Origin of the sequence: Breznakia sp. PFB1-19 (genome assembly GCF_029893935.1) — a bacterium.
GTDB classification, from domain to species: domain Bacteria; phylum Bacillota_I; class Bacilli_A; order Erysipelotrichales; family Erysipelotrichaceae; genus Breznakia; species Breznakia blatticola.
Map to the genome: position 1 here is coordinate 17,663 of NZ_JARXXJ010000024.1, position 13,575 is coordinate 31,237.

At 32.4% G+C, this 13,575-nt stretch carries 21 protein-coding genes and 1 tRNA gene; all 22 read right to left on the reverse strand.

The features are described from left to right. Positions 1-105: 105 nt before the first annotated feature. Complete coding sequence (locus M2098_RS09800; protein ID WP_280684030.1) at positions 106-1,092, reverse strand: hypothetical protein; 987 nt, start codon at positions 1,090-1,092, stop codon at positions 106-108. A 189-nt stretch (positions 1,093-1,281) separates the two neighbouring features. Next, positions 1,282-1,692: a hypothetical protein gene (locus M2098_RS09805; RefSeq protein ID WP_280684028.1), complete on the reverse strand. Its 411-nt coding sequence runs from the start codon at positions 1,690-1,692 to the stop codon at positions 1,282-1,284. A gap of 19 nt (positions 1,693-1,711) precedes the next feature. Continuing rightward, a complete protein-coding gene (locus tag M2098_RS09810; RefSeq protein WP_280684026.1) occupies positions 1,712-2,701 on the reverse strand; it encodes a ParB/RepB/Spo0J family partition protein in 990 nt (329 codons plus the stop codon). A gap of 1 nt (position 2,702) precedes the next feature. Beyond that, positions 2,703-3,437 (reverse strand): ParA family protein, encoded by a 735-nt coding sequence (locus M2098_RS09815; protein WP_280684024.1) that lies wholly within the window; start codon positions 3,435-3,437, stop codon positions 2,703-2,705. Between the two features lie 12 nt (positions 3,438-3,449). After that, a complete protein-coding gene (locus tag M2098_RS09820) occupies positions 3,450-3,614 on the reverse strand; it encodes a hypothetical protein (protein ID WP_280684022.1) in 165 nt (54 codons plus the stop codon). Between the two features lie 13 nt (positions 3,615-3,627). Next, positions 3,628-3,936 (reverse strand): hypothetical protein, encoded by a 309-nt coding sequence (locus M2098_RS09825; protein ID WP_280684020.1) that lies wholly within the window; start codon positions 3,934-3,936, stop codon positions 3,628-3,630. A 30-nt stretch (positions 3,937-3,966) separates the two neighbouring features. Beyond that, positions 3,967-4,188 carry a hypothetical protein gene (locus tag M2098_RS09830; RefSeq protein WP_280684018.1) on the reverse strand — a complete coding sequence of 74 codons (222 nt, stop codon included), beginning with the start codon at positions 4,186-4,188 and terminating at the stop codon, positions 3,967-3,969. Between the two features lie 3 nt (positions 4,189-4,191). Then, on the reverse strand, positions 4,192-4,443 hold the full coding sequence (locus tag M2098_RS09835) for a helix-turn-helix transcriptional regulator (protein ID WP_280684016.1): 252 nt from the start codon (positions 4,441-4,443) through the stop codon (positions 4,192-4,194). Between the two features lie 899 nt (positions 4,444-5,342). Next, positions 5,343-5,876 carry a thermonuclease family protein gene (locus tag M2098_RS09840; protein ID WP_280684014.1) on the reverse strand — a complete coding sequence of 178 codons (534 nt, stop codon included), beginning with the start codon at positions 5,874-5,876 and terminating at the stop codon, positions 5,343-5,345. Next, complete coding sequence (locus M2098_RS09845; protein WP_280684012.1) at positions 5,857-6,102, reverse strand: hypothetical protein; 246 nt, start codon at positions 6,100-6,102, stop codon at positions 5,857-5,859. Before M2098_RS09845 ends, M2098_RS09840 begins: the two co-directional genes overlap by 20 nt. Positions 6,103-6,122: 20 nt before the next feature. Beyond that, a complete protein-coding gene (locus tag M2098_RS09850; RefSeq protein WP_280684010.1) occupies positions 6,123-6,572 on the reverse strand; it encodes a hypothetical protein in 450 nt (149 codons plus the stop codon). 38 nt (positions 6,573-6,610) lie between these two features. Beyond that, on the reverse strand, positions 6,611-7,036 hold the full coding sequence (locus tag M2098_RS09855; protein WP_280684008.1) for a hypothetical protein: 426 nt from the start codon (positions 7,034-7,036) through the stop codon (positions 6,611-6,613). Positions 7,037-7,166: 130 nt separating this feature from the next. Next, on the reverse strand, positions 7,167-7,394 hold the full coding sequence (locus M2098_RS09860) for a hypothetical protein (protein ID WP_280684007.1): 228 nt from the start codon (positions 7,392-7,394) through the stop codon (positions 7,167-7,169). Positions 7,395-7,537: 143 nt separating this feature from the next. Then, a complete protein-coding gene (locus M2098_RS09865; RefSeq protein WP_280684005.1) occupies positions 7,538-7,813 on the reverse strand; it encodes a hypothetical protein in 276 nt (91 codons plus the stop codon). Between the two features lie 10 nt (positions 7,814-7,823). Then, positions 7,824-8,087, reverse strand: a complete 264-nt coding sequence (locus M2098_RS09870) for an LPD28 domain-containing protein (RefSeq protein ID WP_280684003.1) — start codon at positions 8,085-8,087, stop codon at positions 7,824-7,826. Then, a complete protein-coding gene (locus M2098_RS09875) occupies positions 8,084-8,404 on the reverse strand; it encodes a hypothetical protein (RefSeq protein ID WP_280684001.1) in 321 nt (106 codons plus the stop codon). Before M2098_RS09875 ends, M2098_RS09870 begins: the two co-directional genes overlap by 4 nt. A gap of 132 nt (positions 8,405-8,536) precedes the next feature. After that, positions 8,537-9,994, reverse strand: a complete 1,458-nt coding sequence (locus M2098_RS09880) for a hypothetical protein (RefSeq protein ID WP_280683999.1) — start codon at positions 9,992-9,994, stop codon at positions 8,537-8,539. Continuing rightward, on the reverse strand, positions 9,981-10,319 hold the full coding sequence (locus M2098_RS09885) for a hypothetical protein (RefSeq protein ID WP_280683997.1): 339 nt from the start codon (positions 10,317-10,319) through the stop codon (positions 9,981-9,983). The genes M2098_RS09880 and M2098_RS09885 overlap by 14 nt, the downstream gene beginning before the upstream one ends. Before the next feature lie 104 nt (positions 10,320-10,423). Beyond that, positions 10,424-10,497 (reverse strand) — tRNA-Trp (locus tag M2098_RS09890). A 252-nt stretch (positions 10,498-10,749) separates the two neighbouring features. Next, the gene (locus tag M2098_RS09895; RefSeq protein WP_280683995.1) at positions 10,750-11,178 is read right to left on the reverse strand and encodes a MarR family transcriptional regulator; all 429 of its coding nucleotides are present in this window, start codon (positions 11,176-11,178) and stop codon (positions 10,750-10,752) included. Positions 11,179-11,271: 93 nt separating this feature from the next. Continuing rightward, on the reverse strand, positions 11,272-12,498 hold the full coding sequence (locus M2098_RS09900; protein WP_280683993.1) for a DUF349 domain-containing protein: 1,227 nt from the start codon (positions 12,496-12,498) through the stop codon (positions 11,272-11,274). Between the two features lie 18 nt (positions 12,499-12,516). Beyond that, positions 12,517-13,260, reverse strand: coding sequence for an NYN domain-containing protein (locus M2098_RS09905; protein ID WP_134168176.1), 744 nt, complete (start codon positions 13,258-13,260; stop codon positions 12,517-12,519). Positions 13,261-13,575 lie beyond the last annotated feature (315 nt).

A 13,575-nucleotide genomic window follows, 5' to 3' on the forward strand; every position in this document is an offset into this window, starting at 1 on the left:
TATTTCATTTGATTTTCCTTTCATTTTGGTATTAAAAAAGCTGATAGTTTTTTCTATCAGCTTTACTTCTCGATTATTTCTTACTTCATTCACTATTACCTTAATTTAGTTCGTTTCCCAATTTATTGTTGTTCCCACATTCCCACAATTGTCATCAATACTGTAGATTGTGAAAGTGTTTGACCAACTAGGCTGATTGTTTAATGCCCATATTTCCATAAGTTCATAATCGTTATCATCCCAAAAATTATACTCAGTAAAAACTTTGCCACTATTTCCTACATTATTCCATTTAATGAATGTACAAGCATTTGGCACATTAGGATTCGAAGGAACAGGTGTTTGTGTACCACCACCAGTTGTACCTGCAGTTCCATTATTGCTACCACTTGCTGTTCCTCCAGTTGTCCCAGTTGAACCATTTGATACAGTTCCTGCATTACTTCCTTGACTTCCATTGTTTGCAACTTCTGTTTCTTTGTTTTCTGCTTTAGCTTTTTCTTTCTCTTCTACTTCCTTTTCTGCTTTTGTTTTTTCTCCAACTACTACTTCAAAAGCCTGCTCAGTTTTGTTTTTATACTTATCAGTCGCAATTGCTTTAGCTTTATATGTACCTGCTTTTTTTAGATCAACATCTTTACTATCGATAGTGATTTTAACTTCACTTAGATCTTCAGCAATAAAATTTGTTGCTAAATCACCATCAAATTCACGATCCACTTCTACTTTTGCTTTAGGATCCTTGAACACTGGTGAAGTTGTATCTTTCACTTCGACCTTTTGATTTAAGGTCTCATCTTTATATATAAACTTAATATTGTAGTTCCCGACTGGAACAATATTATCTTTCTTCTTTATATCAGATGACACTTTTGTTTGAGATAAAACTTTTTTATCTTTTGTATCCAAATAGTCATTAGCCTTAAGTGATACATCATCGCCAAGTTCGATGATTACAACATCTTTTTTCAACTTTAATGCCTGTGATTGATTGTTGCTGATTACAAACACAGTACCTACTAGAGCTACAATTAGTACTCCGATAATTGTTGCAATTACTTTTTTATTTTTTAAATTATCTAATAATCTCATTTTTCTTTCCCCTTTGTGGTTTAATCCCAGTATACACATTTTAGCACATTTTTGTTTCAATTTAGTCTCAACTTTTTCTCATTTTTTTCTCAAAAAAGTCTCACGAAAGTCTCACGAAAGTCTCACGAAAGTCTCACGAAAGTCTCACGAAAGTCTCATAAAAGTTTCACGAAAGTTTTAATAGCATGATTAACTCTTAATTACTTCAATTTTTAGGATTAAAGCGAAATGATAATATGCAGATTTTATATGTCTATAAAGTTTCGCTTTTGATAGTGATAGTAATCTTTGCATTTCGTCTGAGTTCTTTCCTAATATATATTTGTTGAATAAAAGTTCACTTTCTATTGGATCTAGTTTTTCAATTGCACATAAGACCTCGTTTACTTCCTTGAGTCTTTCATCTTTATTAACGATACGTCTAACTAGGTTTGCATCTGCATTGGTAATAGAACTGTTAATATATGGCTCATCATATTTTATTGAACTAATGCTGATTTCATTTCCAATTAAATTGTAAAGTTCTTGAAACCTTTCCAACTTTATCTTTGCGAGTTTTATTGTTTCCTCTCTATCCACCTTATCTAAATAATTGTTCATATATTCACAACCCCTCCATCTACATACACAAATCTAGCAAATCTTCTAATTTATTTTTTAAACGCAGGAGACGATATTTATCTTCATGACTGACCTCTGTTTTTTCAAATATTGATTTAAATTCATTAACAGCAGTCTCCATTACACTAAATTTTCTCGATAACACATTCACATCTTCGCAAGCGTGGTCATTATCGATATAATCTTCGTCATCTTCATAATCTTCATCATACGAAATACTGTCCTCATCTATATCAAACTCATCTTCACTAAAAGTATTAGATTCATCATCATTTGTGCCAGCCACTGGCACATTTTTCTTTTCCTCTTTGTAATCTTTAATAGTCTTTAGATCCATCGTGTCATTCTCAACAAACATTAGTTGCTCATCATCATCTAAAGAAGACATTTCATTTGCTGTAGTTAATGTGATTGAACCTTCATCAAGTTTTTCTTTTACTTCAGGAATAGCATTCTTCATTATATTTTCATAATTTCCTATGGTTGATGAGCCAAGTCCTAAATCATTAGCAATCAGTTTTCTAATACGACCAGGTATCTTTTCACCACTAGCTTTTTTTAACTCATAGTATTCTTTTAATTCCTGGATTGCTTCCATCATTTCAGTAGGCGATAAAGGATCCACTTGCATGTTGTTAAGCAAGTTTCTTCTACGTGCTTCAACATTATCTAACTCTACAACTTTACATGGCATGTATTCAAACTCTTTGTGTCCCTGTTCAATTAACAAAAGCATGGCATTATATCGTCTATGTCCTGCAATTAGTTCATATATGAACAGGTCATTATTCACAATTCTAACAACTAGATTTTGTTCGAGTCCGTCTTCTCTAATATCCTCTGCAAGTTCTTCAATATTCCTCAAACCTCGATTCTTAATTGCTTCACCAATTTCATGATAGTGAATCATTTCGATTCCTGATTCGTTCTTTTTAATTTGTTTTTCACTTTGTTTTACAAAGCCACTCAACACACTCTTGTTTGCCATTTTAGAATCCCTCCTGAGCATTAAGTTCTTTTGCTAATGCAATGTAGTCTTTTGTAACGCTTGCCATTTTATATCGTTTTGACAAAGGAATGATTTTTGCTCTAGCTCTTTTTGGAGCATATCTATGATATCTGATTAACGTTTTAAAGCTATGTTCTTCAAATACTCCATATATCGCTTCTAAATCGTCCTCTGTTGATTTCAAATTGTTTACTTGTGTAAATAGTATCTTGTAGTCTATATCGTCTCTTAACGCTTTAATTTCATTGATAGTAGTTGTCATACCATCTAATGAATCTACTTCTAAAAATGTTGGAATTATTACTAACTCTGTTGCTAATAAAATCATTGCCGTTATTTCGTTGAAATAGGGTGATGAATCAATAATGATATAATCGTACTTACTTTTTACACTATCTATTGCAGATGTAAAATTCTCGATACTTTCGCTTGCTGAAGCTAACATTGTATCTCCTGCAATGATATCCATATGCTTGTTGTATTTGAGTAAGTATCTTTCAATGCTTTTCTCATTTAATACATCAAGAATCGTACCTGGCGTATTATCTTCAGGGATAAGACCTTTTGTACAGTTGCACTGTGGATCCATATCGACCACCAGTACCTTTTTCTTCATTTTTGACAGCTCATAAGATAAATTCTTTGCTGTTGTTGTTTTACCTACGCCACCTTTTCGGTTGACGATTGCTATTACGCTTGCTTGCTTGTTTGACATGTTTGTTCCTCCCTATAATTTCGGTAGAAGTTCTACATAACAGAACATCCACTTAGATCCTTTCTTTTGTGGTTCTCTTATATCTCCTTGATCTACAATTTCAAAATCAACACTCAATGTTTTTAAAAGTTTCTCTAACATTGCGTGGTCTAAAAACTCAATTCTAATTTTTACCATATTCATTTCTCCTTTAGTGTTTGCTTGCTTGTATAATTAAATCTTTATCCATCTTTATTCCGTTTGAATCTATGAAATTAATCTTCATGTTTTTCATAGATTGTGTAAGTAAATCAATCTCATTTAAAACTCTGCTTGAAAGTGAGAATGTATTGTATTTCTTATTCTCATAAATAATCAATCCGTTTATATGTGTGATTACTACATATTTATCTTGATTGTTCTTGATAAAAGTAACGATCTTTTCTGCTGTTAATTCAAATACATATTGGACTTCCCAAATACCATCTTCTTTATAAATGTATCCAATTACTTTTTCCATATAACCTCACTTGTGCCAGTTAGTGGCACATTATTCACAATCTCCTACAATTTCACTTGTTAATCCAGCACTATAACCATCCTTTTTCCAACCTACCCAAATCTTCTTTCCTGATCTACAAACGATTTCTTCGCTGTCTAAAATCGTTTCACTTCCAGTTGACGTCTTATCTTCAGCTTTGGTACTTCCTCCACTACATGCTGAGATAATAAGTAAACCTAGCAACAAACTCAAAATCATTTTCTTTTTCATATTCTATTTATTCCTTTCATGGTTTGTGCCAGTCACTGGCACATTTTCTTTTTCCAAATCCATTTTTATGAATTCATCTATAGTTACTCCAAAGAATTGAGCCAGTTTAGTAACCTCTTTTATTCTTGGATTATCCAGTGTTCCATTTTCAATTCTTTGAATGGTCATTGGTTTTACTTGTGATTCAAGTGCAAGGGATCGATACGATAGATTTTCTCTCTTTCGTAAGTATTTTAAATTTTTTGCTATCTGCATTATTTCCTCCTCATTTTGTGTATCAGTTGTGATACACTTTAGTAGATACATCTTTTCTATGGCTTAAGGCTATGGAAATCTAACTGTGTATCGTCTCCTGGAAGGGAGATGATACATATGATTATTTTAGAAATAATTAAAATTGTATTAAGTTTCGTTTCAATTGCTATTGATATAATTAAACTTTTCTCAGAAACAGATTAATTGATTTATACTTTTGTGCTTACTTGATGCGACAGTTAATTAGCGAGGTGGCGTAGTGTCCGTAAGGAGACTATATCCACTCGTGATTTCCATAGCCTTAAACCATAGAAGAGTATTTGTTGCTTTATTTGAAACATAAAGATAATTAAAGCTGTAATCATTCTGTTTTATAAATGTGATTCATTCGGCGAGTTATTTATGTTCTCACATAAATTTTGAATTACAAACTTATATATTGTACCAGTGACTGGCACATTTCTTTGATTGATGTTTCTTAGTTTTATTTGATACATCCTTTCTATGGCTTAAGGCTATGAAAATCTAACTGTGTATCGTCTCCTGGAAGGGAGATGATATGTATGATTATTTTAGAAATAATTAAAATCGTATTAAACATTGTTACAATTACAATTGACATTGTTAAACTCTATCTAAGTAGAGATTAATAATTTTTGATAGTTTAAAAACATAATTGATGCGACAGTTAATTAACGAGGTGGCGTGGTATCCGTAAGGAGACCATATCCACTCGTGATTTCCATAGCCTTAAACCATAGAAAGATTGTTTGAGTCCTTAGCTGAAACCTATATAGAATTAAATCTGATTTATCTTCTTCCTTTTAAGGGAAGGGGAGGGGATACTACAGATTCTATATAGGCTTCAACTAAGGATTCATTTTTTTATCTAAGTTATTTTATTTACTCCAGATCCCTAGTTTTTGTTCTTCAGCGTGAGCTTGTAAACCTTTAAGTTTTTCAATGTAGTTATAACTATTTTTCTCGTACTTCACTTCTGCATAGCCTTGAGATACTAATTCTTGTTGAAGCAGGGAACCATCTATCCAAACCCAAGCCAGCATTCGATCGTATTTATCGTATGTATCTTTTTCAAACTCAAATACAATCTCATTAGCTTCTTGAAGTCTTGTACATGTATATTCACTTGCTTCTTTTCCATAGTATCCTTCAGGTTTGTTTGGATGCTTTGTTTCAGGAGTATCGATAGCAAGGAAACGTACTTTTTCTTCTTTGCCATCAACCATGAACTTAGCAGTGTCTCCATCGACACAATCAACCAATTGAATACCATCTGATTTTTCTAGTTTTTTATCAATTTCAATATTTGCGTAGATGAATGAAGCAATCATTACTACTACAACAATCATTGCTTTTCTCAATTTACTTTTACCTACAAATTTTCTAATTCTTTTATTTACTACTTTCTTCATCTTCGTTTTCCTCTCTGCTGTCTCCATTAAATATGTTTTCATAATGTTTGTAACTTAACATTGACTCTATTTTTGCTAAGTGAGCTAGTATAGAAACTAAAATGCATCCGATAATCATGATCATAGATCCAAGATTTTTCAAATCAGGATTTTCATTTATAGTTGCTAAGTATGTAATAAATAAAAGTAGTAAGTGTAACCAACCACCATATAATAATTTTGACATTTTATTCCCCTTTGTTTTTATTACTCTTTTAATATCAATGTTTCAGTAACTTCTAAGTCGTCATGTAGAAGAAATTTATACTCTTCATCTTCTGAATCAAGTTGAACGCATGTAACAAATACCCAACCATCAAGGCTTTTTCTTGCTGAACATTTTCCTGTTTTATCGAGAAGAACATCATTAGTCTGAATATTTGTTACAACGACTCTTTTAATCGGCATGTTTTCTTCATACTCATTTATTACATCGTAAATTGTATAAACAAAGACACTTACAAACCAAATAACTGCTCCGATTACAAGTCCCCTCAAAATAGCAATCACTACTACAAATACTTTTTGTGAGAATTCTGATTTATCATCGGAAGCATATGTATATTCTTCGATTTTAATTTGATAAAGGCTGAGTCCAATATCAATAGCTACGACCAAAATACCTATTACAATGCTTACTATGTTTATTATGATCATGAATAATTATCCTTTCTAAAATGCAAATGCATTTTTTTCTAAAAATCAAGCTCATCATCTTTAAACTTAAGTGTTGGGTCAGATAATAGTTTGTTGCATCCAGTATCAAGAACTTCTAGCAAGTTATCAAAGTTATCTATGAAGATAGTTTCAATTTTTTCTCTCACTAAATGCTTTGAAATTTGACCTGAAGGTTTATCTATTAAACTTTCAAAGTGATCTTTGCTAAATTCTTCAGATATGTAATCTAGTAATTTTTGTTTATTCTTTTTGATTAATAGATCTCTTTCATTTGCTCCAGTTAATTTTTCTTGTTGTATATCACCATTAGCCAAAAGTTCTGCTATTGCTAACATGACTGATGAGTTTGAAATATTTCCAAAAGCTTTCGCTATGATATTAATCCCTGTAATAAGCTCCTCTTCGCTAATGTTGTATTTTCTTGCTATGTTTCTAGTTTTCATTTTTATTCCTTTCCTCTGCAAAAGCAGAACCTAATAATTTGCCATAGTTAGTTTTTATGTAATATGTGTGTTTCAAGGATAGAATGCTGGGCTAGGGTATTAGGTAATCCTAGTTCATTTCAGTGTTGTTCTATTTGTGAAATTCATAAATAATTAACTTTCCGTCCAAACTGTCTTTTCCGAATCTAAATTCATTAATATCTTTTTTTAAGATTTCTTTTGGGATCGAGTGCATCAAATATGTAGGTAAATTCACTTTGCTTTGGTCATCTGTAAATGATTTCTTCTGCGTATTCAGCCAACATACTTCTACCTGGTCATTTTGTTTCAAATATTCTAAGAATTGCTCTAAAGTCATAATATTATTTCCTTTCATTATCTGCAGTGCAGAGCCTAATAATTAACACCTCATATATATGTTTATCATTATTTATGTTTATTTATGTTTATGTTTTTTTTGTGAGGTGGAAGAATTTGGGGTATTAGGCAATCCCATGCATTTTAGTATTCTTCAGCTAATAATATTGTTGTTATACTTCGATCATATTCAGTAATTATGTAGATTTTTTTATCACATACATGATAAGCACCAAGTAAACGTTCACCATGTTTCAAGGCAAATTCGTTCGTTTGACAATCTTCTTCGTCTAAATCGCCCCAATCACCTGAAATGTATCTGTCAAGTACTTCGTTTATTCCATCACTAAATTCTTCTGATCTATTTCTTTCAAAAGTAATTCCTTTTGTTAATACAAGTGCTCCTATGTTAAATTTCATTTTCAATTTTCTACTCCAGTTCATTGTCTAGTAAAGAATTATCACAAACAAAATCGTGTTCATTAAAGAATTTGTCTGCATCCTCTATGATTTCTGTTCCTGCTAGAGCTAACAGATCTGTATCAGAAACAATTGTTCCCATATGATTTACCCACACGCCAAGTTCAATTGTTTCTCCACGTCCTTCATCCCATGAACGTAATTCAAAGTAGAATAATTCAGGCTTGCGATCCTTTACTGGAATTCTTCCACCAGTTTCTGCATATCGAATCATAATAAGCTCATTCCTGATTGAACCATCAATCTATATCCAGCATTCACAAATTTTAGTGTTGATGTCTTATCTCCAAATTGATAGGCAGTTATCACATCTCTTAATTCAGGAAGAATATGCTGATATTGTGAATTTAATTGATCAATATATCCATACATGCCAGTGCAGATCATAATGTCTGCTGCATCCGTAATCATTACGTTGTATGCTCGATTCATATAAATGAACTGTGCATAGTTGTCAATGGTGTCATCAAACCACCACTTGTCTTCATATTGATCATTACTATCAAAAACATACCCAATTACATGACTCATAATGTAGTCCTCTCTTTCTGTATTTGTCATTGTTACTAAATGGTTTCCTTTATCTAATCGCACCAGGGGTGCGTCTTGACATATATACTTAATAGTTGCTAGTTTTTTAGCAACGCATGGTAGCGTTGTGAGTTAATTCAGTAATTCTTCGCTTAATTTAAGCCATTCTGAGAGCCTTTTTTGCTCGTCGAATCGCACATGTCGAATTTTACTATTAGTGTTTATACACGCTTGTAGTTCCTTCATTGCTTCTTGCAATTTTTTCTTGAATCTCCAAGCGTTCTCATTTATGTATTTCAGATCCCTGGTAACTGTAGATTTATTGATTGAAAGAATGTTCGCTATTTCAACGTTGCGTTTTCCTTCATTTTTCAACTTAGCTACTCTTGTACGTCTTTCTAATTGCTTCATTTGAGCTTTAGACATGTTTGTAAGTATATGTATTCTTTTTCTTTTCTGATATGCAATATCTTTCTTTGACTTGCTTCGCAATACTTTTAAATGCATTTGCTCTTCATCAGTAATTTCAAGATTTTTTATCATCGTTTCGATCGATGGGCATTTCTTAAACCCTCGTGGCTCACTTGTTACTATTACTTCTTTTTCTTCAAGTGGAGTGAGAAATAATTCATTTAACTCATGAGCAATTTCTAATTCTTCATCAATGCTTCCTTTATGATGTTTTACTCTACATCGTGCGAGATATAATATGTACTCCCTATACCCTTCATGCACGTTGTTTTTATTTCGAATTCTTATCAACTCTCTAAAATCATTGAAGAACTCCTGCGACTTCTTTTCTCTGTTTTTATTGCGTCTCATTTCATCATTTAGTGTAAGTTGATAGACACCCTTAGCTACTTTATTGGCTTTGGATCTATTTCTTTTTTCAGCAAGTTTTTCTTTATATGTGATTACATCAGAATGCTTATATTTGAACATGTCGAAGAATGAAGATATCGTATAGTCTGTGTCGTTAAATTCAAGTATTTGAACTGTGCTCATCGATTTTGAGTTAAAAGAACCAGGTAAGCGAATGATTTGTGTAACATTCATTGCTTTGGGATCCATTCCATATGTTTCAAACCTACTTAGGAATTCTTTGTATATTGCTTTATATGTTTTTGTTAATCGTCGTGGACAATTTTTAAATGCATAAACTATATAGAGACCACGTCCAGAGTCAATTACTGCAGTTGGTTGATGAGGTAGCTTTTCCTTTAGAACTTTCTCATACATATCCATTGCGTTTAGATCCTTGAACTCTTCTATTTTGTAATAATCGAAATCTAGAACAATTGCATTTAGATGCCATACATGTTCTGCTTCTTTCTTTCTGTGCCTAAATGAGTTAATAGAGAAATATACATCTTCTTCATTTGCATCGATGATACTTTCTGCATAACCCAAGAAAGTATCAATATTCATTAGTCTGTCGTAAAATCGATTGCGTTCTAAATCGTACATAATCTTTTGATAATATGATTCGATGTCCCATGACTTAGTAAGTGCAATTTTGCATTTATAATCAGCATCTGCATGAATCTTTGTTAGAAATTTTAAAATTGCATCTTTGCTATTCATTATCATTTTTATCAACTTCTAAGAAAGATAAGTCAACTCCATGTTCCTTAAGCTGTTTCAGAATTTCTTCAAGATTTTCTATTAACTTAATTCTGATCAGCATTTCGCTGATCGAGAGTTGATCATAAGATTTAGGTGCAAAAATCATCATGTCTAAATCAGGATTTTGTGCAACTGCCAATACACAATCCCTGATAACTGAAGATACTGGCTTCCTTTTATCAGTCAAACTTATTCGCTCTGCAAGTGACTTAATTAGATCCAATTCATTTGGAGTGAAATATACATTTTTTCCAATACGTTTTGTCTTACTCCCTTTTTTCTTGTTCATAGTGTCTCCTTTCACGTAAAAAAAACCCACTGGTTAAATACCAGTGGGTTGTCTTTCATTGAAAGTCACACTTTGTTTTGTTAAAAGTTCGACCAATTTTTAAATGGCAGGGGCAGAGAGAATCGAACTCCCATCAGCGGTTTTGGAGACCGTTATCATACCATTGGACCATGCCCCTATGTTTTTTACTGCTAGATAATCATAGCATATTCATTTTGGTATTTCAATATAAAAAAAGAAAAGACAGCATTGCTGCCTTCCCAAAAGAGAAAAGTTCTCACATCATTATATTTACTTAGTTAAAACCTGTTTTGGAGGGGCGGTTTTAACCATAAATATAAATGTAAGTAGTACGGATAGTTATATATCCATAACCTAATAATAAACTATTTTGTCATGTATTACAATAATGTTTATACAACCTTTACTCTTAATACTTTTTAACTTTTTCGTATACTGTGTCGAGTTTTGTTAGAATGTCCTTCAGTGTCTTTTCATCCTCAATCATTTCTTTAAGATTCTTTTCCATATATGAATCATAAAGATTTACCACTTCTTCACCCTTTTGCGTTAATTTGATTTTCGTCACACGTCGATCATCAACAAAACGTTCACGTTCTAAGTATCCATCGTCTTCTAATTCACTTACGGTAATTGACATGTTCGCTGGTACCTTAGATAAATTGCTTGAAAGCTCATTTAACGTAATTGGCTGACATGTTCTTACTTCGCGAAGTACAAGTGTATGTGTCTTGCTTAATCCAGTTTCTGAATAGTAAGATTTCATAGCTCTTTGAATACTTGCTTGAATTGCACTGATTTGATTTTCAATCTTCTCAATAACTACTACTGTTTTCATATGTTATCTCCTCTACTTTACAACTATATTATATAATATATTCTTTCTTTTTTGAAAAGTTTTTTTGAAAAAAAAGAATAGTTCAATAATGAACTACTCTTTTACGTCCTCAATTTTCTTTAACATGTCGTTAAGCTCTGTACGAATACCAGAAATCTTTCTTAAATTTTCATCAATATATGATTGTAATTTATCGATTTGTTGATTTCTTTCATTCATGATTTCCCAACGATTGTCTTGGTTACCAAGTGGAGCATCCTGTGCACGAATATCAGCGATTTCAGCTTCAAGATCGTGATTAATTGCAGTTAAATCATCCAATTGTTTTTTACGTCGATTGATACCATCCTCTAGTTTGCTTCTAAATTGACCTTTTTTCTCTTGATAGAAGTCATCTTGTCGTTTAAAGAATGTGTTACGTGCAGTTGAAAATGCATCCCACAATTCATTATCGATATCTTTTCCAGCAAATCCAGCGGCTTTCCACTCTGCCATTAAGTCTCTCATTTTTTGTGAAGTTTCTTTATAATCTTCACTTAATGATAATGCTTGAGCTTCACTTACTAGTTGTTCTTTTTTCGCTTTTGCTTCTACTTGTTGTTTATCGCGTTCTTCAAAGAAAACGGCTTGTGCTTTATAGAATGCTTGACGTGAATCATTAAATTCTTCCCAAAGTTGATCGTTTTCTTCTTTGTTGATATTTCCTGATGTTTTCCATTCATCCATCAAAGTCTTCATTTCTTTTGAAGTTTCTTTCCATTGTGTTGATTGGCTAGCTTTTTTAGCACGATCAATCAATGCACGTTTTTTCTCACGCGCTTCATCTTTCGCTTCATCTAGACGAGCAAAGAACTCATCTTTCTTTGACATAATTTCATTGAATGCTTCATCAAATTTTCTTGATAATTCTGCATCCACATCTTTACCAGCATATGGCAAGTCTGCCCATTTGTCTTTTAAGGCATATAATTTACCCATAACGTCTTTCCATGAAGTTGAATTTCTAAGTTCCTCCATGCTTTCAAGAATTTCTTCTTTTGCTTGTTTTCCTTCTAATTGAAACTCATTACGATTAATTTCTTTCGTTAAATTCTTCATCGTTTGACGGAATTCATTTTCCAATTGCAAATTGATGTGAGCTGGGATATTTTCATCTTGAAGTTCGTCCCAAGTGTTGTGTAAAGTTTCTTGCACTTCACCAACAAGCCCTTTTTCTTCTTGAATCATTTGTTTTCCAAGTTGAATTAGTGCTTCTTTCTTTTCCTGAACACTTGATGCATCGGTTTTAATCTGTTCAATTCTGCTTTTCATTTCTTCCATAGTATCGCCCTCTAACTTCTATTTACTTCGTTTTCCCTTGTAGCGAACAAGCTTGTGTTCAACATGCGAGTCTTTTGCTCGTATGGATTGAATTTCAAAACTTGTTAGCGACTGGATCAACGGTGTTAACTTCGAGTATCCATAATTCCGTGTATCAAAATCAGGGAATCTCTTACTTAACATATTTCCCAGAGATGACATGTTAGCCCAACCATCATCATCTGAAATATCTTTAATAATAGCACGAACTTGTTTTGTTAACCAACGAATATCATCCTGGCTACTTACAATGCGCTTTTGAGTGACCTCATCATTTGCTTCATGTGAACTTGATAATGTTTCTAAATATATAAACTTTTCACATGCCACAATGAATGGTCTTGGTGTTTTCTTTTCACCTACACCGATAACGATTTTACCAGCTTCACGTAAACGTGCAGCAAGTCTAGTAAAATCACTATCACTACTTATAATACAAAATCCATCAACTTTATCTTCATACAAAATATCCATTGCATCAATGATGAGTGCAGAATCTGTCGCGTTTTTTCCAACGGTATATGAATACTGTTGAATCGGTTGAATCGAATATTCCAACAGAACATCTTTCCATTTATTCATATGCGAGTCTGTCCAATCACCATAGATTCGCTTATGTGTTGGTAAACCATAATTTGGAATTTCTTCCATGATATAACCAATATACTTTGCCGATACGTTATCTGCGTCAATCAATAAAGCTAGATTAATGTCATCTTTCATTATTATTACCCCTTATACTTTTCAACTCTATAACATAGATAATTGAAAATTACTATCATTTATTAGTATACCATTGATAAACAACTTTTGCGCGTTAATTTAACGGACTTTTCTTATAAAATGCATAAAATGTATTCTTATAGTCCATAATTAACCTATTTTCTTACTTCTTTACCATTTCCAGATGTAAATTTTAGATAAATGAAAAAGACACCGGTGGTGATGTACCCCCTGTCAAGTAGACAGGCGAAATAAATAAAGAATTCTATATAGCTTGGTTACACATTAGTAATCAGGCTTTTACTTTGTTTTGAT